This window comes from Centipeda infelix ATCC 43532, from assembly GCF_000234095.1.
Taxonomy (GTDB): domain Bacteria; phylum Bacillota; class Negativicutes; order Selenomonadales; family Selenomonadaceae; genus Centipeda; species Centipeda infelix.
The window spans coordinates 353277-372625 of the sequence record NZ_JH376798.1 but is presented as its reverse complement, the minus strand read 5'-3'; the positions used below and the strand labels follow the sequence as shown (position 1 = coordinate 372625).

Genomic DNA, 19349 nt, shown 5'->3' with positions numbered 1-19349 from the left:
TAGTCTTATTGGGGAATCATGCAAATCATACGTCTTTAGAAAGCGAGGTTTCTCCTATGTTCTGTCCGAAATGCAGCAAATTCGTCCCCTCCTCCGCCAATGCCTGCCCGAACTGCGGCATCCCCATCATCACGGGATTCTCTCCAAACTACGGCGCGGGCTTCGACCTCGGTGACGATGACAGCGAGAGCAGGAATGACGCACCTCCACGCAAGGTGATGGACTCCGACCTCTATGACGATGTCCCCGATGATGACAACGTCATCCCCGCAGATAAGTCCTCCGGTATCACCGGCAGGCTCAAGTCCCTATTCGGATTCGGAAAGGGATGAACACACAAAAAGGGACTTCTGCACGAATGAAAAATCCGTGCAGAAGTCCCTTTTATGATCGCGTCACATTACTCCACATCATCCATCCAAAATACCTCGGGATAGACATCACGACGCACGATCACCTCAAAGCTGCCCTCGGCATAGGAGGCAATGTCGTAAGGATTGTAGAAGACATGGAGATCATGGTTTGCATCCAGCATCCATATGATATGCTCCTGCCAGTCACTGCCATCATGATAATCCTCCAACGTCTTGTCAATGTCATGTGAAAAGAGATCCTCCTCGCGCTGTGGGTACTGCGTGCGGAAGGCCTCCGCAAGTGCAAGCATCAGGATGTCGCGCCCTGTGACAATCTCGTCAATGGAGACCTGCTCCCCCGTCTCCACGTCGATGTTCTCCGTCACAATCCTGTGGAGTGGATGCGCGCCTCCGCTGTATTCCTCATTGCGCAGGGCAAAGCTGACCATTCGCTCGTCGGTTCGCCCCCAGCGCTCGACGACCGTGTACGAATAGTAGGGACTGGATGGCATCCATTCGCGTGCTGCCGCGCCCAGATACGCAGCCTCCTCGTTGCTCTGCTGCCGCTGGGCATTGCTCCAATTCCGAAGCACACGCGCAAGGACAGGATAGTCGTCCCCCACGACGCTAATCTCAGGATGACTGACCCACGCGATCACACGTCCATCCGCACGCAGTGCGCCGGGATAATCCTCCACGCGCAGAAGGGGGAAAAGGCGCGGCACTGCATCCTCAGACACATCCTCCACAGGCGGCTCTGCACTCTTCGTATACGTCTCGGAAAGACCGCGCATCTCCACCGTCGTCATCGCCGCACCGTCCGCCGCCTGTCCCTGCGGCAATGCAGCGCAGAACACGGCTGCGGCTGCAAGCCCCGCCATCATCATCCGTCTCATCGCTCCGCTCCTTTCAAAAAAAGACTTCTCATAACGAGAAGTCCTTTCATCCGATCCATGGTGCGATTGGCGCGAGTCGAACGCGCGACCCTCTGCTTAGGAGGCAGATGCTCTATCCTACTGAGCTACAACCGCATCGCATCAAGTGTATCAAATTTGGACGGGATATGCAACCCCGCCCGCAGAGGAACAAAAAACTGCCGTACACACATTTCGTACGGCAGCCCTGCTGTGCTTACGTATTCTTCGCAATGATTGCGCCGATCACAGCACCTGCGATGATCGCGGTGTTGACGCTGCCCTGCGAGTACTTCTTGCCGCCCTTGCGGTTCTTGCGGCCACCCCATGCGAGCTGCTGTACCTCCGCACGCCCGTCCATGCCCGCGTATGCTGAGCGCTCCTGCTGCGGCACGCGCAGCGGATGTGCGGAGACCTCCGCCGCGCCGAGCCCGCCATAGCCGAGTACACCGACGAGTGCGAGGACTGCGGTTTTCTTCATCGTCTTCATTGTCATCATGTGAATCCCGTCCTTTCAGAGGGTTGTGATGGAGTCCCTGATACATGATCAGCGATTCCTTAAAATCTCTTCCCGTTGTAAAGAGATCATACCGCCGATGGATGGGAATTCCATTCGAGGGGAATGCGAGTTTTGTTAGGAGTTGGTTCTAATTTTGAGTAGTTGCATGAAAATTCATTGAGTTATGCTGAGATGGGTGCGATAGTAGTTCGCCTTGCCGCGCAGCACATCGCCGCCGCGCGTGCCATCTGTCGCCCACGGACGGAATGCAGGGCTCTCCTCTGTACCGAGGTACTCCAGATCCCAACGCTCGCAGGTGGAGCGCGGGCCGTAGGGCGCGTGGGCATGTACGCCGTCCTCGTTGTCCGCCGCCTCACCGTGGGTGAGGATGCGTTCCTTGTCGATGGTGAGCCACAGGCCGTCCGCGAGTACTGTCACCGCCTGTGCCAGAGCCTCGATCTGTGCGGCGGTCGGCGGCTCGCGCCCGAGGTCGTCCGTCGTCGCACCGATACAGCCGAGGAGGGCGATGCTGACGCTCCCGCTGTTGCGCAGGTAGGTCGCGGCAAGCACATCGTCGAGTACACCATCCCCGATGACGTAGATGCCGCCGTCCGTATCGATCTGCACATGGTAGTCCGCGAAGAACTGCCCGTAGTGCCCCGCCGTCCAGTGCAAGTAGAGCCTCGTCTCACGCGCACAGCGGGCGGCAGCATAGCAGAGCGCAGGACGGTATGCCGCTGCGAGCTCCCTGAGCTCTGCGCAGGTCACGCGCCGCATCGCGGAGGCGGGCAGTACCGAACTCATCGTACGCCCTCCTTTTCATTTCGCATCATGACCGTCCGCCCGAGAAATCCGATCAGCCCCGAGGCAATGTTGCTCGTCAGCTCTGCGCTCCCGTAGAAGACGGACAGGATCGCGACCACGACCAGCCCCGTCCCGACCATCCAGTCCACACGCGGCAGATAGTTTCGCATAAAAATTCTCCTTTCCTGTGTTTGCAAGTTTCTTTCCTAAGAAATACTTGCTGCAACAGCAGAAAAGGAGAGTTTTTTGTTTCGGCCCCTTACAGGGATGTGGTTTTGAAATTGGTATAGCACGGAACTGCCCGCCGTACAAGGCGTTCCCTGCGCATGGGGCGCAACTCTACCGCCGCATCCGTGTCCCGCGCTTCACTTTCTCAAGGTAGTGCCGCGTCTCATGTACGACGATACCCGACAGTGCGATGAGGGCGATGAGATTCGGGATCGCCATGAGTCCGTTGACGATGTCGGCAAGCACCCAGATCGCCTCGAGTTTCAGGAATGCGCCGCATGCGATGAGCGCGATGAAGACAAGGCGGTACGGCAGGATGGCACGCACGCCCGCAAGATAGAGCACGGCACGCTCGCCGTAGTAGTTCCAGCCGAGGATGGTGGTGAATGCAAAGAGGGCGAGCGAGACGGTGAGGAGCATGCCGCCGATCGAGCCATAGAGGCTGGTGAATGCCGCGCCCGTCATTGCCGCACCGGCAGCATCACCGTGCCATGCGCCCGTGAGGACGAGCACGAGCCCCGTCATGGAGCAGATAATGATGGTATCAATAAACGTGCCCGTCATAGAGATGAGACCCTGCTCGGCGGGTTCCTTTGTCTTTGCCGCCGCCGCAGCAATCGGCGCGGAGCCGAGACCCGACTCGTTCGAGAACACGCCGCGTGCGATGCCGTTCTGCATCGCCATCATGATCGTCGAGCCGGCGAATCCGCCCGCCGCCGCCGTGCCCGTGAACGCGCTGTCAAGGATGAGGGCGAGTGCCGCGGGGATCTCGCCGATGTGCATGAGGATGATCCCCACACAGATGACAATGTAGAGCACCGCCATAAAGGGGATGATACGCGCGGCAACCTCGGCGATGCTGCGCAGACCGCCGATGGTGATTGCGGCAATGAGCACGGTGAGCGCGATGTCGGTCACAACGCGCGAGACGCCGAAGGAGAGCTCCACGGAGTCAACAATGGCGTTGACCTGCGGGAACGTGCCGATGCCGAAGAAGGCGACGAGGACGGTCGCCACGGCAAAGAAGCCCGCGAGCGGGCGATACTTCTCCCCCATACCGCGCCGAATGTAGTACATCGGGCCGCCTGCGATCTCGCCGTGTTCATCGGTCGTACGGTACTTGACGGCGAGCAGCCCCTCCGCATACTTCGTCGCCATACCGAAGAACGCCGCCATCCACATCCAGAAGATCGCACCGGGGCCGCCGACCTTGACCGCTGTCGCGACACCGACGATGTTGCCCGTGCCAATGGTCGCGGCGAGCGCGACGCACAGCGCCTTGAAGCTTGAGATGTCGCCCGCGCCCCTGTTCTTCGCACGGAGGATCAGTCCGAGCGCACGCGGCAGGTGCACGACCTGGATCAGCGAGAGGCGGATGGTGAGCAGGATGCCCGTGCCGACGAGCAGAGTGATGAGCGGAACGCCCCAGAGAAATGAGTCAATGGCGTTCAGTATGGGCAGAAATGAGTCCATGGCGATACCCCCTCAATAGTGTATTTTCATTTTCTTTCATAAATGAAAATATGCGGGTATTTTACCATGATAAAGCACGAAATGTCCATGTATACATGAAAAATGACGTTGCACGAGTTTTTCGTACAGCAGCCCCCATTGATCCACGTCTCCGGCCCCTCACTCCGAGCCAACAATCCCGATGTAGGTGATTTTCCCCTGCTCGGTGCGGAACACAATCGCGATATCGTACGGGTCGCGGTAGACGAGATTCTCCCTGCCATCCTCATATTTCGTGTCGCGCCACGGCTTGCCGTACGTCTGCATGACCCTCTCTGCGGGGTCGCCGACGGTCACGCCGGCCGGCGTTGCAATCCCGTTGTGCGCATTCGTGTTGAGGTACATGACCGTGTCCTTGATGAAAATGACCTTGAATGACGTTCCATAGGTGTACTCGTCCATCATCTCATCCAGTGCCGGGCTCATCCGCGGCTCGGTCCGAGCAGTCGGTGCGCCGTAGATTGCCTCGACCTGTGCACGCGTCGTTCCGACCATGAGCCCACCGAGCGCGATGTCGCTGCGCTGCAGCACATGTCCATCCCGATTGATCTGATCCTTGTACGCCGCCGTTGCTATGCCGGACATCACAAGCATAAGGACAGCGAGCAGTACAGCGATTTTCTTGTTCATAATCCTCAACCTCCAAAAATTATAGTCGAGAAAACGGAAACATAAAAAATGGTATTTTTTATGTTTCCTATATAGTATACTGTCTGCTCCCAGCAGAATCAATTAAAAGTTGCAGGGCTTTCGCGCAGAACGGCGAATCAATACAAAGAGAAAGCGAGAGGAGGAGTTCCCATGTCCATACTTGCCGCATACGTTCTGCCCCACCCGCCGCTGATCCTCCCCGAGGTCGGGCGGGGCGAGGAGAAGAAGATCCAGCTCACGGTAAATGCCTACGAACGCGCCATGAAGGAGGCGGCGGAGCAGAAGCCCGATACGGTCATCATCGCGAGCCCGCACACGGTCATGTACGCCGACTACTTCCACATCGCGCCGGGCGAGGAGGCAGAGGGCAGCTTTGCCCAGTTCGGCGCGGAGGAGGTCACGGTTGCAGCGCGGTATGACACGGTGCTCGCAAAGGAGATCGAAATGGAGGCGGGGGAGATCGGCATCGAGGCGGGCCCTGTCGGCGGCCGGAATGCCGCGCTCGATCACGCCGTCATGATCCCGCTCCACTTCCTGCACGCGCACACGCGAGACTTCCGCGTGGTGCGGCTCGGCATCTCGGGGCTGTCCCCGCTCGCACACTACAATTTTGGCAAATGCGTCGCACGCGCCGTCGATACGCTCGGACGGCGGGCGGTCTTCATCGCGAGCGGCGACCTCTCGCACAAGCTCACCCCCGAAGGCCCGTACGGATTCGCCCCCGAGGGGCCGCGCTTTGACAAGGCGTGCATGAAGTACCTTGAGGAGGGCGACTTCCTAAAGCTCCTGCGGATGGATCGCGCCCTCTACGAGCCGGCGGCGGAGTGCGGACTGCGCACGTTCTGGATGATGGCAGGTGCACTCGATGGGCAGGCGCTCAAGATCAAGAAGCTCTCCTATCAAGGGCCGTTCGGTGTCGGCTACGGTGTTGTGTCGCTCCGCGTGACGCGTGAGGATGTGCGCCGCAGCTTTGCCGAACGCTACGAGATGCTCGAACGGCGGGCGCAGGAGGAGCGGCGCGCCGCCGAGGACGATTATGTGCGGCTCGCACGCCACGCGATTGAGACGATTGTCCATACGGGGAAAAATGCAGAACTCCCACAGGGACTTCCGTCCGAGATGTCGGAGCGTGCGGGTGTCTTCGTCTCGCTCAAAAAGGACGGCGAACTGCGCGGCTGCATCGGCACGTTTGAGCCCACGACAAAGAATATCGCGGAGGAGATTCTCCAAAACGCCGCCTCTGCCGCTCTGCGCGACCCGCGTTTTCCACCCGTCAAGAAGGAGGAACTGGACGCGCTCGTCTACTCCGTGGATGTGCTCACAGAGCCGGAGCTGGTCGCGGGTGCGGATGCGCTCGATGTGAAAAAGTACGGTGTGATTGTCGAGTACCGCGCACGCAAGGGGCTGCTGCTGCCCGATCTCGCGGGCGTGGATACGGTGGAGGAGCAGCTGCGCATCGCCCGCCAGAAGGGCGGCATCCCCGCCGATGCACCGATCCGCATCTGGCGGTTTACCGTCGAGCGGCACCACTGAGATGGATACACGGCTCATCTGCGCGGATGGAGCGGTGGACACGTCTATAGATACACAGACTATACGTGCGAGCGGATCTGTGGACGCTGCTGCGTCTCCCACGGGCGCGGACACACCGATCACCTGTACGCTCTGCCCCCATGCCTGCCGTCTGCGTGCGGGCGCGACGGGATTCTGCCGTGCACGCAGGAACGAGGACGGCACGATCCGCGCCATCAACTACGGGCGACTCACCGCGCTCGCACTCGACCCGATTGAGAAAAAGCCGCTCTACCATTTTTATCCCAACCGTCAAATTCTCTCGGTCGGCAGCTTCGGCTGCAGCCTCGCGTGTCCGTTCTGCCAGAATGTGGGAATCGCAATGGCAGACGAGCACATCGAGACGGAGAACGTCACCCCCGCGCAGCTTGCCGCATTCGCCGAGGAGCTGCATCATCAGCCGCGCGGCAACATCGGCGTCGCCTTTACCTACAACGAGCCGCTCGTCGGCTATGAGTACATCATGGACACGGCCCCGCTCCTGCACGCGGCAGGGCTGAAGGTCGTACTCGTCACGAACGGCATGATCTGCACGGAGCCGCTCACGCGTCTCCTGCCGCACGTCGATGCGATGAACATAGATCTGAAGGCATGGCACACAGACACCTATCGGCGGCTTGGCGGCGACCTAGAGGCGGTGAAGTCGACCATCGCAACCGCCGTCGCACACGGCGTGCACGTCGAGGTGACAACCCTCGTCGTCCCAGGCATCAGCGACCGTGCCGAGGATATGGACGAGGAGGCGCATTGGCTTGCCACCCTCTCTCCCGACCTCCCGCTCCACATCAGCCGCTATTTCCCGCGTCACCGCATGAGCTCACCGCCGACACCGATCGCAACCGTCGATCGACTCACAGAAGTCGCACGGCGGCATCTGCGGCACGTCCATCGCGGGAACTGCTGAGCGAAGGATAAGTATTGTATAATGATATCTTTTCAAAGGAGATGACCCCATGACAAAGCACAAGAAACTTCGTACAATGATCGCCGCAATGACGGCGACGGCCGTGCTCTACGCAATGCCGGCGGGTTTTGCGGCAGAGGCACAGATGCAGAACGTGCCCGCCACGGAGACATCGGCACAGACAAGCTCCGCCGCAGCGCAGACAGCACCTGCACACAAAGAGATCCAGACCGCCAGACCGTTTGCCGTTGTCCGCGTGGACAAGAAGTGGGGTGCAGTCGCCCCCTCGGGCAACCTCACCATCCCTGCTGAGTACGATCAGATCACATCCTACTCGGCGGACGCGGTCGCCGTCCGTCAGGGCAAGAAATGGGGCGTCGTACGCCTCGACGGCACAGTCATCGTACCCGCCATCTACAAGACCATACAGCCGCTGTCTTCGGATATCATCATTGTCGGTGACGCAAAGGACAAGGTCGGTGCATACAACATGGCGGGCAAACAGATCCTGCCCGTTGAATACCTCGCGGTCGGTCCGTTCAGCGATGGGATTTCCTGTGTGCAGCGGAATGATAAAAAATACGTATTCTATCGGCAGGACGGCAGTCTGCTGACAAACGATGTGTACGATGCGGCGTATTCCTTCTCCGAGGGGCTTGCTCCCGTCAAAACACCAAGCGGAAAGTACGGGTTCATCGATACCACGGGGACGTTAGTCATTCCTGCCGCCTATGATTGGGCAGGCGGTTTTCAGGAAGGACTGAGCCGCGTCGAAATCAAGAAAAAGATCGGCTTTATCGACAAGTCCGGCACAATGGTCATCCCGCCGCAGTACCGCCCCGGAGACGTCTGGGACTTCCAGGACGGGCTTGCAATGGTGAAGGAAAAGAAGTACCGTGCATTCATCGACAAGACGGGCGCAAAGGTGATCCAGACGCGCTACAGCGACGTGATGCCGTTTGAGAACGGGCTCGCCGAGGTGCGCCGTGAAGTCAAGGTCGGACTGCTCGGCGGCTTCCTCACCAGTGCCGTCTCCTTTGCCACGGGAGTGCCGACGTTCGGGGTCGGTACCGATCTCATCGGCGAGAAGGTCAAACGCGGCTACATCGACAAGACCGGCACGGAGATCATCTCGACGAAGAACGACTACAACTCCCCCTTCATGGACGGTGTTGCACTCGTCCGCGTCAAGAGCAAATGGGGCATCGTCGATCGGAAAGGCGCGTACGTCGTCGAGCCGAAGTACAAGGGCATCCACTTCTTCTACGACGATCTCGCGGCGGTACAGGACGGCGACAAGTGGGGCTTTGTCGGACGTGACGGCAAAATCGTGATCGAACCGAGATACGACGAAGTGCACGACTTCACCGACGGACTTGCCGCCGTGCGGCAGGGCACAAGGTCCTTCTTCATCGACAAGACCGGACGCGTGCCCTTCCTCCTCCCCAATATGATTACGGAGATCGGAATGTTCAACGAGGGATTTGCACCTGTGAAGATCGATCTCGCATGGGGCTTTATCGACCGCACGGGCACGGTCGTCATCGCCCCTGCATACGACGAAGTGCTCACGCATCAGTACACGACGGACCGTCTGTAACGGATACGGATCGTGCCTTTCAGGAAAAAATCATCTTTCTTCAATAACATTTAATGCGTCAAAATAGGACTGTATTGCGCATATCGCACTACAGTCCTATTCGTTTGCGCGAAACTCTAAGAAATGCGAAACACATTGTCAAATATGCGTCTGCAGAACGGTTTGCACAAATGATCCGATTTGATATTTAATACTGCGCCCACACTATCCGAAGAAGGCCAAGGATGTCCCGATCCACCTCCCTCTTTCGTCTCATTTACCCCCTCTATGGATTATGTTATGAAATAGATAGATAGGTTTTCGTTCATTTGTTCCAGATTAGTGTATAGGTGAGTGGGATTAGCGAAAGGAGTCAATTTTATGAGGAGCCACGGAAAACACACGCGCAGAGGCCTCGGTGCACTGATCGCAGCAGGACTGGCGCTCGGGAGTACGGCGGCATATGCGGCACCGATTACCGATGACAATCATCAACTGACGATCACAGATGACATACAGACATGGCGGATGAACGGCGGTTACCTCAATCTGACCCATGCGAACGGGGACAGCGAGGCGTCGACGAGCGGCAATACCATTGAGGTGAACAGCAGAGACTTTAACATGACCGACATTCGCGGCAGCAGTATGATCTATACGCGCGCGACGAATGCGACGACAGCGGGCATAACGACGCTCGCAGCAGACCGCAACCGCATCACGCTGACCAAGGGCACGCTCACGCATGTCTTTGGCGGACGCATCCATGTGACGAGTACGCACGGCGGTGCCGTCTCCTACACGGCGAACGAGAACGCCGTCGTGATCGGAACGCACGGCACGCAAAACGGCGATCTGAACGGCGCGTCCATTGAACAGGTCGGCGCACTAGATGCTGTGTCCTTTGCCGCTGAGGTGAACAGGAATACGGTGACCATCAACAATGGCGGCACGGCAAATAACGTGACTGCCGCACGCGCCTCGCTCACGACGAACGGGGCGGGAAATGTTCGCATCAACGCCGCGGACAATCAGATCACGGCATCGGGCGGCACGCTCATGTATGGAGCGCTTGCGGGAAGGGCCTATGCCGATGCCCTGTACGGCACGGCAGAGACCCTCGTCGAGGGCAATCAAATTACGCTGACAGGCACTCGCGTAACGGCGGGCATGGCAGCGGGCAACGGCACGGCGTATGCACGCTCGAATGCGGCGACCGCCCTCACGAAGCGCAACAGCATCACGATCGAGAATGGGTCGGGTGCAATCATCGGCAATCTCACCGGCGGTGCTGCCTACGCACAGCGTACGACGAGAGGCGCGGCCGCAACGGCACAGGAGAACACGGTCACCGTCACGGCGGGCACCTACAGCGACGGACGCGATGTCACGGGCGGAAATGCAGGTGCATCGGGTGAGCTGCGCACGGTCGCAGCGACGGCACACGCGAACCGCATCACACTCAGCCCCGTGCGTGCCCCATGGGAGGAGATCCGCGGCGGCAATGCAAATGCAAATGCGCTCGACACCGAGGCACAGGCTGTCGCGAGCGGGAATATCGTCACGCTGAACGGCGGAACCTTCGAAAAGGATATCTTCGGCGGTGACAGCTACGCACAGGCGACGCGCGGCACAGCAGTTGCCACAGCAGAGAGCAATGAGGTGTATCTGCGCGGCGGCACCTACATGGGTTCCATCTACGGCGGGCGTGCGTGGACGAATGCCGCTGCGCATACGACGGCAATCGTGCGCGGCAACATCGTTGAGATCGCGGGCGCCCCCGATCTCACGCGGGCGCAGCTGTACGGCGGCGATGCCAGAGCGGCAAGTGTAGTGCGCGCGGACAACACACTCATCGTGCGTGAGACGAAAAACATCACAGCGCAGAGCATTGGGGATTTTCAAAAACTCGCATTCTACGTGCCTGCAGGCATGACTGTAAATGATACGATGCTGCGTGTGACCTCGAATGCCAATACCAACCTCAGCGGCACAACGCTCGCGGCATATCTGCCGGGCAGTTCGACGGCAAATCGTCTGCGCCTCCTGCGCACGGAGAACGCGCAGATCGAGACCGACAGCGCGACGACCATGACTGTCTACGAAGGCGTCTCGGGGCATCGCACGGCAAAGATGGGGGTCACGAACGATAAGAAGGAGCTGGTCGTCAAGGTCGACGGCAGTGCGATCGACGGGAATACCCCCCCGAATCCCAACCCGAACCCAAACCCGAACCCGAATCCAAATCCCAACCCAAACCCAAACCCGAATCCAAATCCCAACCCAAACCCAAACCCGAATCCAAATCCCAACCCGAACCCAAATCCAAATCCAAACCCGAATCCGAACCCGAATCCAAATCCCAACCCCAACCCGAATCCGAATCCGAACCCAAATCCCAACCCGAACCCGAATCCGAACCCAAATCCCAATCCGGGCAATAACGGCTTCGTCCTGCATGAGAACACGAAGTCCCTTGCTGAGACCATGACCGGTACTGCCGCGTTCCTCGGTGCGAGCGGCGACCTCATCGCAGGCGGCGGCATGACGAGCGCCTCAGCAGAAGCAGCGGGAGCGAGTGGATTCGCCCCCTTTGCTGCCGTCGGCGGATCGAGTCTGCGCCATGAAACCGGCTCTCATGTGAATGTCCGAGGCATGAATCTTGCCGTTGGCTTCTCACGTGAGGTCATGCGCGGCGATGACCGCATCCTCTTCGGTCCCATCGTCGAGTACGGACGCGGCAGCTACGACTCCTATCTCGATGACGGCACGCACGGCGAAGGGAATACCCACTACGTCGGCGGCGGCGTCTTCCTCAAGCAGGAGAAAAAGGACGGCATATTCTACGAAGGCAGTCTGCGCCTTGGCCGCATGAGCACAGACTACGAGGCAGACCTTCCTGTCGGCGGGATCACACGCCGTGCGTCCTATGATACGGACGCGAACTATGTCGGTGCACATCTCGGTCTCGGACATACGGCAAAGGCGGCAAACGGAACGGAGCGCGAGCTCTATCTGCGCTACTTCTATACGCATCAGAACGGTGCGAGCGCAACCCTCTCGACCGGCGACCGCTATGACTTCCACGCCGTCGACAGCCACCGCCTGCGCACGGGCGCACGCTGGACGATCCCGAAGGGGAGCGGCGCACTCATCCTCGGCACTTCCCTTCAGTATGAATTCAAGGGGGACGCAGGTGCAACTTACCACACGGGCGGCTTCTCCTACGATACCCCGAGCCCCTCGCTCAAGGGTCTCTCCGCGAGCCTCGAGCTCGGCTGGAAAGCCCCGCTCAGCAAAAACGCCACTGCCGACCTCAGCGTCGAGGGCTGGGCAGGCAAGCAGCGCGGTGTTACCTTCAAGGCAGGTTTTGACTGGAGATTCTAACACATCAAATAAGGATCTACGGCATCGTGCCGAACGGTCAATCATCATATACAAAATGCCCCTTTCACGGGGGCATTTTTATTGGCGATACATCAGCGGATCCACCTCGGAGCGAATCCCGTGGAGCGCGAGCTCCTCTGCAATCTGCTCGGTCGTGCGCAGCAGCAGAGGACGAGACGTGCGCCAGACCATCTTTTTAAGGTATGAGCTTCCATCATAAACATAGCGGCGGCTCTTCTGCCCATCCTTTTTCACAATCTGCATCTCCCCCATAAATGTGAGGTTCCCTTTGGTCGAGCGGCAGAAAAAACGCACGACGCGAATCTCATCAAACGCATAGCTCTCCTCTGCCGTGCCGCACAGTCCGTGGTAAAATGCAATTAGGTGACCGTCCTCGATGCGCAGCATATCATAAAACGCATCCTCCTCTCGAGAACGCGCGAGAAACCGTACCGTCAATACACCCACAGCGATGCCGGCTGACAGGAGCACCGTGATCCAAATAATTTCTTCCATTCGCATACCTCTCCTGCCTGCACCATAAAAGAGCCTACAGCAAAGACCTCCCACACCATCCACAGTGTGAGAGGTCTTTGTGTGTGATGTCGTTACAGCATCGCCGAGACAGCCGCCGCCGTCGCGATGGAGCTTTGCGCCGCCTTCGACATGAGCAGCGGATCCGTGCTCTGCTCAAGTGCCTGATGCTTCATCTTCTCGATCGTTTCGGAGACGAGATCCTTGCCCGCCTCGGGGTGCGAGCCGCGCGTCACGATCTGGGAGACGAGCTTCGTCCCCTCGTAGATCTGCGTGATGACCGTACCGTCCGCAAGCACGCGCGTGATGACCGTATCGCCGACCTTATCCGCCCAGTCACATGCCTCCGCTGCCTTCATCTCCTTGAAATTCTGCAGCATCTTCGCGAAAGTATCGGACGTATCCTCCTTGACGGGATTTGTACGCCGCTCAGTAGATGCCGGCACAACTCCACGACTGCCATAGAGCTTCTCGAGTTCCATCGATTTCCCTCCCTTCGCGCTTCCTGCTTGGTATCGACTTCCTTACCATTTCTATCGGAGAAATTCCATCGTTCTTAACATTTTTCCTTGAATTCCCATCGGTTTTCCGATAATATAGAATCGTACGAAAAAGGAGATGACGAGAATGAGCGAACTGCTGTCCTTTGGCTCGGACTATCTGGAGGGCGCACACACGGAGATCCTGCAGCGGCTTGCTGCGACAAATCTGGAGCAGACGGCGGGCTATGGACTGGACACTTACTCCGATGCGGCACGGGAGAAGATCCGAAAGGCATGCCGCAGTCCGCGGGCAGAGATTCATTTTCTCGCGGGCGGAACGCAGACGAACCGCATTGTGATCTCATCTCTGCTGCATCCCTACGAAGGCGTGATTGCCGCAGACACAGGGCACATCACCGTACACGAGGCGGGCGCGATCGAGTGCGGCGGTCACAAGGTGCTCGCGCTCCCGCACACGGACGGCAAACTCACGGCACGCGCCATTGAAGCCTGTCTGCGTGCCTATTACGAGGACGCGAACCGCGACCACATGGTGCGTCCCGGCATGGTCTATCTCTCGCATCCGACGGAGTACGGCACGCTCTACACGATGGACGAGCTGGAGGTCATCAGCGCGATCTGCCGTGCGAACAAGATCCCGCTCTTCCTCGACGGTGCGCGGCTCGCGTACGCGCTCGGCTGCCCCGCGAATGAGCTGCCCCTGCCCGCCATCGCACGCCTGACGGATGTGTTCTACATCGGCGGGACAAAGTGCGGTGCACTCTGCGGCGAGGCGGTTGTGTTCCCGAAGCCCGCTGCCATCCCGCACTTCTTCACCATCGTCAAGCAAAGCGGCGCACTGCTCGCAAAGGGGCGCGTGCTCGGCATCCAGTTCGACACACTCTTTACCGATGGACTGTACGAGCGTGGCGGAGCGCACGCGGTAGCGGCAGCCGACCGCATCCGCGCGGCACTCACGGAAAAGGGCTACCGTATCGCCATCGACAGCCCGACAAACCAGATCTTTCTCGCGCTCGATGACGCGCAACTCATGCACCTCTCCGCGCACGTCAGCATGGGATTCTGGGAGAAACAGGGCGACGTGACCATCATGCGCATCGCGACCAGCTGGGCGACACGGGATGCGGACGTGGAGCGATTGATCGCGGTGCTGTAAGAGAAAATTTGCTTGTATCGCCGCAGGATTCCTCCTGCCCAGGATGTTTCAATCACATGATACGACAATGATAGATAAAGTTCAAACACACTTTCCAACAGAGACTGCTGCACGAAGATTCGCCCCTCACGCAGCAGTCTCTCTTTGTTTCGTCTGCAGCAATTACACCAGATCTACGCGCAGTACACCGTCGATCTGACGGAGGGTATCGACGATGAAGGTGGGCTTCAGGTGTTCGCCGTTATACACCTCGAAGTTGAGGTAGACGCGCCGCTCGCCGTCAGTCTCCGCCTCGTCCTCGTCGGTCTTGACCTTCACACCGCGCGAACGCAGGTGCAGATCCTCGATGCACGCACTGATGCGCATGATCTGTCCCGGGCGGTCGACGGTATGGATGGAGAGCGAGAGCATGTGATCGTGGTCGACCCATGCGTCAAGGCGCGAGAGGTTGCCGAGGATCAGAAAGACAATCGCCGTTGTCACGCCCGCACCGAGGTAGAAGCCCGCACCGACGGCGAGCCCCACGCCCGCAACAACCCAGAGCGTCGCTGCCGTCGTAAGCCCCGTAACGGTCAGCCCCTCCTTCATGATCGCCCCCGCACCAAGGAAACCGATACCGGAGACAACCTGTGCCGCCAGACGTGCGGGATCGGCGTTCGTCTTTCCCTCCACATTGTCGTAGAGTGCCTGTGACAGGATCATGATCAGGCACGCGCCGAGCGCGACCAGCATATTCGTCCTGAGCCCCGCCGACTTGTGCCGCATCTGCCGCTCGTAGCCGATGATCCCGCCCATCGCGCACGCAAGCACGAGGCGCAGGCAGATTTCCCATTCCTGCATGAGTTACTTCCCTTCTATAATATACCTTTGATAAATCTGTACTCGGCAGCGTAACGATGCGTTCGCAAGGAGTACATATGAGCACTGTTCCACATTATCCACAGCTGTGCAGAACTCTGTGGACAAAATTGTTCAAAATCCCGAAAACGCCTTTATCCACATAGTTTTACACAGTGTGCATAATTTTTACGAACGAATTTACAATTTCTGTGGATAATGTGGATAAAATGGTGGATAACCCCATATATGGAGTGAAAAATATCTGAAAATCTATATTTTGTACGATAAGGCACATAACTTATCCACACTCCTGTGGGATAAAACAGTGGATTTTATTTTGCTGTACGCCCACGGTTTTGTGCAATCCCGTCAGCGTTCCTCCGCCCTCCACAAACGGTAGGGATGTGCAATCAGAGCCGCGTTGTAGTAGCGTTTCAGTCCCGTTACCTCCGCCCCTGCCCACGCGGGCAGAGCGAACACCTCCGTCTCGGAGGTGAGCTCGATTTCGGCGACAATGAGCCCTTCGTTTGCCCCGTGGAACACATCCACCTCCCAGACGTGCCCGGCATAGTTTTCCACATAGCGTGTCTTTTCCACAAGAGGCTCGTCGCAGAGTGTGAACAGTTCCTGCGCCTCGGCATGGGGAATCTCGTACTCGTATTCGAGCCGCCGCGCCCCTTCTGTTTTGCCCTTGATCGTCAGGAAGCCCTGCCTCCCTGCCGTTCGGATTCGTACGGTTCGGCTCGGGTCACGCGAGAGATAGCCCTGTGCCATTTCGATACCGACGGTTGTCGGACGAAAGCTATCGTTTACCTTGAATTTTCGTTCGATTTCAACACCCATGAAGCCGCGTCCTTTCTGGATTCTATTGAAGAAGCCCTTGCATATTCCGCGCATTTGCTATATATTATGTGATACTGAACGGATGAGGTTATTCTATCAGTGCACGCGCCTGAACGCAAGGCGGCAGTACTGAATACACATCCGCCACAGGTAGGGAATCTTTCGATCATACGGTGCGCTGCCCTGCATGGACGTTCGTGCAGAGCAACACATCACGGGAATATAGGGGAGGAAAGGATCGATCCTGCTTTGACAACATTACCACCCAAGAGACGTACAACGAAGAAGAGGGTCTGGCCGTACGTTCTGCTCGGCACCATCTTCATCTTTGTCCTCGCGGCAGTTGCGGGTGCATTCTTCGCCCAGAGCAGTCTGCTCGACCGCGCAAAGACCGACCACAAGGAAGAGCTCCTCGTCGCAAAGGACAAGGCGACGATCATGATTATGGGGGTTGACGAGCGCGAGGACGATGTGGGGCGCAGCGATACGCTCATGGTCGCGACAATCGACCCCGTGCGGAACGAGACCTCGCTTCTTTCGATCCCGCGCGATACGCGCGTGGCGATTCCCCGCAACGGCTACGACAAGATCAACGCCGCATACGCATACGGCGGAGAGAAACTGACGCAGCGCACGGTCGAAGATTTCCTCGGCGTACGCATCGACCACTACATCATCATCAACACCCACGCATTCCAAAAGATCATCGATGCCATCGGCGGCATCGACATCAACGTGGAAAAGCGGATGTACTACGAAGATCCGTGGGATGACGACGGGGGGCTCATCATCGACCTGCGCCCGGGACTGCAGCACATGGACGGCAAGACCGCCGTCACCTACGTCCGCTATCGCGACGAGGAGGGCGACATCGGACGCGTCAAGCGCCAGCAGAAGTTCATGCGCGCCTGTGTCGATGCCGTCACCACGCCTGCGATCCTGCCACGCCTGCCGGGCATCATCAGCAGCGTCATCGACAGCGTCAAGACCGACCTCAGCGTCCGCCAGATGCTTGAGTTCATCGGCACCCTCAAGGAGTCGCAAGCAAAGGGGCTGCGCACCGACATGGTCCCCGGACGCCCGCTTTACATCGACGGCGTGAGCTACTGGATCCCCGACATGGCACAGCTGCGGCGCGGCATGGCGAGCGCACTCGGCGTTACACTCACGAACAACGATCGCAGCCGCATGGAGCGCGCCGTACAGGAGTACGAGGACTCCATCCCCGCAGGAGCGACCGAGATCCCTGAGGGAGATACCTCCGTCGGACGTGCCGTCAGTGCCGACGAGGCACTGGGCAACAGTCGGAAAAAATCCGACAAGGATGCCAAAGAAAGCCGCGATACGCGCAAGGACAGCTCCTCCGATCGTACGCGGACCAATGCGCGTGATTCGGCGGACGAGAGCGCGTCGCGTCCCGGACGCAGCAGCGATACCACAGCCACCTCCGATACAGGCCGCCACGCAAGCACGCGACAGAGCGCAGATGCTCCCGCGGAGCAGTCCTCCGCGCGGACAAGCCGCAGTGCGGACACCGATGCACCCACGCGCGGGAGTGCAGGTTCCGGCAAGGAGGAATAGCACGATTGTGCTGATGCAAGGTTCTGATGTCCAAAAGCAACCCCTAGGAAGTACGTGATCCCTTGCGCAACAAAGCGTTTGCATCGGACATCATATCGGTACAGATACATACAATAATATAATTTATTTCATTAGGAGAGCAGCGGGAGATTTCCCACAGAAAGGAAGATTCATCATGGCAAGCAAATTTGACGCAGAGGCACTCGAACTTCACAAGCGTTATCACGGCAAACTCGCCGTCACCCCGACCGTCCCCCTCGGCACGCGTGACGACCTCAGCCGCGCCTATACACCGGGCGTTGCCGCACCGTGCCTGGCGATCAAGGAGAACCCCGAGACCATCTACGACTACACCACCAAGGGCAACATGGTCGCCGTCGTCACGAACGGCACCGCCGTCCTCGGCCTCGGCAACATCGGCGCAGGCGCAGGACTGCCCGTCATGGAGGGCAAATCCATCCTCTTCAAGGGCTTCGCGGGCGTGGACTCCGTCCCGGTCTGCGTGAACAGCCAGAAAGTCGAGGATGTGATCAAGGTCTGCCAGCTGATCGCCCCCACCTACGGCGGCATCAACCTTGAAGACATCAAGGCCCCCCAGTGCTTTGACATCGAGAACGAGCTCAAGAAGACCCTCGACATCCCCGTATTCCATGATGACCAGCACGGCACGGCGATCGTCGTCGTCTCCGCGCTCCTCAACGCATACAAGTACCTCGACCGCGATCTGCGTGCGGCGAAGATCGTCATCAACGGCGCGGGCGCGGCAGGACAGGCGATCGCGCGCCTCCTCTTTGCCTACGGCATCCAGACCGTCGTTCTCTGCGACACCACGGGCGCGGTCTACGAGGGGCGTACCGAGAACATGAACCCGTACAAGGACGCCCTTGCAAAGGTCTCCAACCGCCAGAAGGAAAAGGGCACACTCGCGCAGATCATCAAGGACAAGGACATCTTTATCGGTGTCTCCGCGCCCGGCAGCCTCACGCCCGAGATGATCAAGAGCATGAATGCGGATCCCGTCATCATGGCGATGGCAAACCCCGTCCCCGAGATTTTGCCCAACGAGGCAAAGGCGGCGGGTGCACGCATCGTCTGCACGGGCCGCTCCGACTTCCCGAACCAGGTCAATAACCTCCTCGCATTCCCCGGCATCTTCCGTGGGGCGCTCGACGTGCGTGCGAAGGAGATCAACGATGAGATGAAGATCGCCGCAGCCAATGCGATTGCCTCCCTCATCCCCGAGTGCGAGCTCAACGAGACCAACATCATCGCAAGCCCGCTCGACCCGCGCGTCGCTCCGACCGTCGCTGCCGCCGTCGCAAAGGCGGCACTCGACACCGGTGTTGCCCGCCTGACGGACATCACCCCCGAGGCCGTCGCCGCCCATACGCGCGAACTGCTCGGACATACGGTTGCCTAAATCGCATAGAACATCACTGGGGCTGCTGCACAAAGACGTTTCTGTCTTTGTGCAGCAGCCCTTTTTTGC

At 58.8% G+C, this 19349-nt stretch carries 18 protein-coding genes and 1 tRNA gene; 8 read left to right on the top strand and 11 right to left on the bottom strand.

Annotated elements, in window-relative coordinates:
• Nucleotides 1–56: 56 nt before the first annotated feature.
• On the top strand, nucleotides 57–332 hold the full coding sequence (locus tag HMPREF9334_RS04955) for a zinc ribbon domain-containing protein (protein ID WP_006692405.1): 276 nt from the start codon (nucleotides 57–59) through the stop codon (nucleotides 330–332).
• A 68-nt stretch (nucleotides 333–400) separates the two neighbouring features.
• Here the strand turns inward: HMPREF9334_RS04955 and HMPREF9334_RS04950 are convergent, their stop codons facing one another.
• The 7 genes from HMPREF9334_RS04950 to HMPREF9334_RS04920 all read right to left on the bottom strand — a co-directional run bounded on the left by HMPREF9334_RS04950 (nucleotide 401) and on the right by HMPREF9334_RS04920 (nucleotide 4940).
• Nucleotides 401–1249 carry an RsiV family protein gene (locus tag HMPREF9334_RS04950; protein WP_169311787.1) on the bottom strand — a complete coding sequence of 283 codons (849 nt, stop codon included), beginning with the start codon at nucleotides 1247–1249 and terminating at the stop codon, nucleotides 401–403.
• A 58-nt stretch (nucleotides 1250–1307) separates the two neighbouring features.
• Nucleotides 1308–1384 (bottom strand) — tRNA-Arg (locus HMPREF9334_RS04945).
• A gap of 100 nt (nucleotides 1385–1484) precedes the next feature.
• Nucleotides 1485–1766 carry a hypothetical protein gene (locus HMPREF9334_RS04940; protein WP_006692403.1) on the bottom strand — a complete coding sequence of 94 codons (282 nt, stop codon included), beginning with the start codon at nucleotides 1764–1766 and terminating at the stop codon, nucleotides 1485–1487.
• Nucleotides 1767–1940: 174 nt separating this feature from the next.
• Nucleotides 1941–2570, bottom strand: coding sequence for an N-acetylmuramoyl-L-alanine amidase (locus HMPREF9334_RS04935; protein WP_006692402.1), 630 nt, complete (start codon nucleotides 2568–2570; stop codon nucleotides 1941–1943).
• Nucleotides 2567–2740 carry a hypothetical protein gene (locus tag HMPREF9334_RS12295; RefSeq protein WP_006692401.1) on the bottom strand — a complete coding sequence of 58 codons (174 nt, stop codon included), beginning with the start codon at nucleotides 2738–2740 and terminating at the stop codon, nucleotides 2567–2569. Before HMPREF9334_RS12295 ends, HMPREF9334_RS04935 begins: the two co-directional genes overlap by 4 nt.
• 169 nt (nucleotides 2741–2909) lie before the next feature.
• Nucleotides 2910–4271 (bottom strand): alanine/glycine:cation symporter family protein, encoded by a 1362-nt coding sequence (locus HMPREF9334_RS04925; protein WP_006692400.1) that lies wholly within the window; start codon nucleotides 4269–4271, stop codon nucleotides 2910–2912.
• Nucleotides 4272–4430: 159 nt separating this feature from the next.
• A complete protein-coding gene (locus HMPREF9334_RS04920; protein ID WP_006692399.1) occupies nucleotides 4431–4940 on the bottom strand; it encodes a hypothetical protein in 510 nt (169 codons plus the stop codon).
• 171 nt (nucleotides 4941–5111) lie between these two features.
• Here HMPREF9334_RS04920 and amrA point away from each other — a divergent pair, with 171 nt between their 5' ends.
• The 4 genes from amrA (at nucleotide 5112) to HMPREF9334_RS12530 (ending at nucleotide 12403) form a co-directional block, all read left to right on the top strand.
• Entirely contained in the window at nucleotides 5112–6494 is a 1383-nt protein-coding gene (gene amrA, locus HMPREF9334_RS04915) for an AmmeMemoRadiSam system protein A (protein ID WP_006692398.1), read from the top strand.
• 79 nt (nucleotides 6495–6573) lie between these two features.
• Nucleotides 6574–7437, top strand: a complete 864-nt coding sequence (gene amrS, locus HMPREF9334_RS04910; RefSeq protein WP_006692397.1) for an AmmeMemoRadiSam system radical SAM enzyme — start codon at nucleotides 6574–6576, stop codon at nucleotides 7435–7437.
• 49 nt (nucleotides 7438–7486) lie between these two features.
• Nucleotides 7487–9037 carry a WG repeat-containing protein gene (locus HMPREF9334_RS04905; RefSeq protein ID WP_006692396.1) on the top strand — a complete coding sequence of 517 codons (1551 nt, stop codon included), beginning with the start codon at nucleotides 7487–7489 and terminating at the stop codon, nucleotides 9035–9037.
• Nucleotides 9038–9397: 360 nt separating this feature from the next.
• Nucleotides 9398–12403 carry an autotransporter outer membrane beta-barrel domain-containing protein gene (locus tag HMPREF9334_RS12530; RefSeq protein WP_006692395.1) on the top strand — a complete coding sequence of 1002 codons (3006 nt, stop codon included), beginning with the start codon at nucleotides 9398–9400 and terminating at the stop codon, nucleotides 12401–12403.
• A 78-nt stretch (nucleotides 12404–12481) separates the two neighbouring features.
• Here the strand turns inward: HMPREF9334_RS12530 and HMPREF9334_RS04895 are convergent, their stop codons facing one another.
• On the bottom strand, nucleotides 12482–12919 hold the full coding sequence (locus HMPREF9334_RS04895; RefSeq protein ID WP_006692394.1) for a hypothetical protein: 438 nt from the start codon (nucleotides 12917–12919) through the stop codon (nucleotides 12482–12484).
• A 92-nt stretch (nucleotides 12920–13011) separates the two neighbouring features.
• The gene (locus HMPREF9334_RS04890) at nucleotides 13012–13419 is read right to left on the bottom strand and encodes a hypothetical protein (RefSeq protein ID WP_006692393.1); all 408 of its coding nucleotides are present in this window, start codon (nucleotides 13417–13419) and stop codon (nucleotides 13012–13014) included.
• A gap of 136 nt (nucleotides 13420–13555) precedes the next feature.
• On the opposite strand from HMPREF9334_RS04890, the gene HMPREF9334_RS04885 reads away from it, so the two are divergent.
• Nucleotides 13556–14596 (top strand): threonine aldolase family protein, encoded by a 1041-nt coding sequence (locus HMPREF9334_RS04885; protein ID WP_006692392.1) that lies wholly within the window; start codon nucleotides 13556–13558, stop codon nucleotides 14594–14596.
• Between the two features lie 162 nt (nucleotides 14597–14758).
• Here HMPREF9334_RS04885 and HMPREF9334_RS04880 read toward each other — a convergent pair whose 3' ends face one another.
• Together HMPREF9334_RS04880 and HMPREF9334_RS04875 are read right to left on the bottom strand one after the other, a co-directional pair.
• Nucleotides 14759–15436, bottom strand: a complete 678-nt coding sequence (locus HMPREF9334_RS04880; RefSeq protein ID WP_006692391.1) for an MgtC/SapB family protein — start codon at nucleotides 15434–15436, stop codon at nucleotides 14759–14761.
• A 369-nt stretch (nucleotides 15437–15805) separates the two neighbouring features.
• Nucleotides 15806–16279: a CYTH domain-containing protein gene (locus HMPREF9334_RS04875; RefSeq protein ID WP_006692390.1), complete on the bottom strand. Its 474-nt coding sequence runs from the start codon at nucleotides 16277–16279 to the stop codon at nucleotides 15806–15808.
• 249 nt (nucleotides 16280–16528) lie between these two features.
• Here HMPREF9334_RS04875 and HMPREF9334_RS04870 point away from each other — a divergent pair, with 249 nt between their 5' ends.
• Both HMPREF9334_RS04870 and HMPREF9334_RS04865 read left to right on the top strand, forming a co-directional pair.
• On the top strand, nucleotides 16529–17860 hold the full coding sequence (locus tag HMPREF9334_RS04870; RefSeq protein WP_006692389.1) for an LCP family protein: 1332 nt from the start codon (nucleotides 16529–16531) through the stop codon (nucleotides 17858–17860).
• Nucleotides 17861–18035: 175 nt separating this feature from the next.
• Nucleotides 18036–19280, top strand: a complete 1245-nt coding sequence (locus HMPREF9334_RS04865; protein ID WP_006692388.1) for an NAD(P)-dependent malic enzyme — start codon at nucleotides 18036–18038, stop codon at nucleotides 19278–19280.
• The last annotated feature ends 69 nt before the right edge of the window (nucleotides 19281–19349 follow it).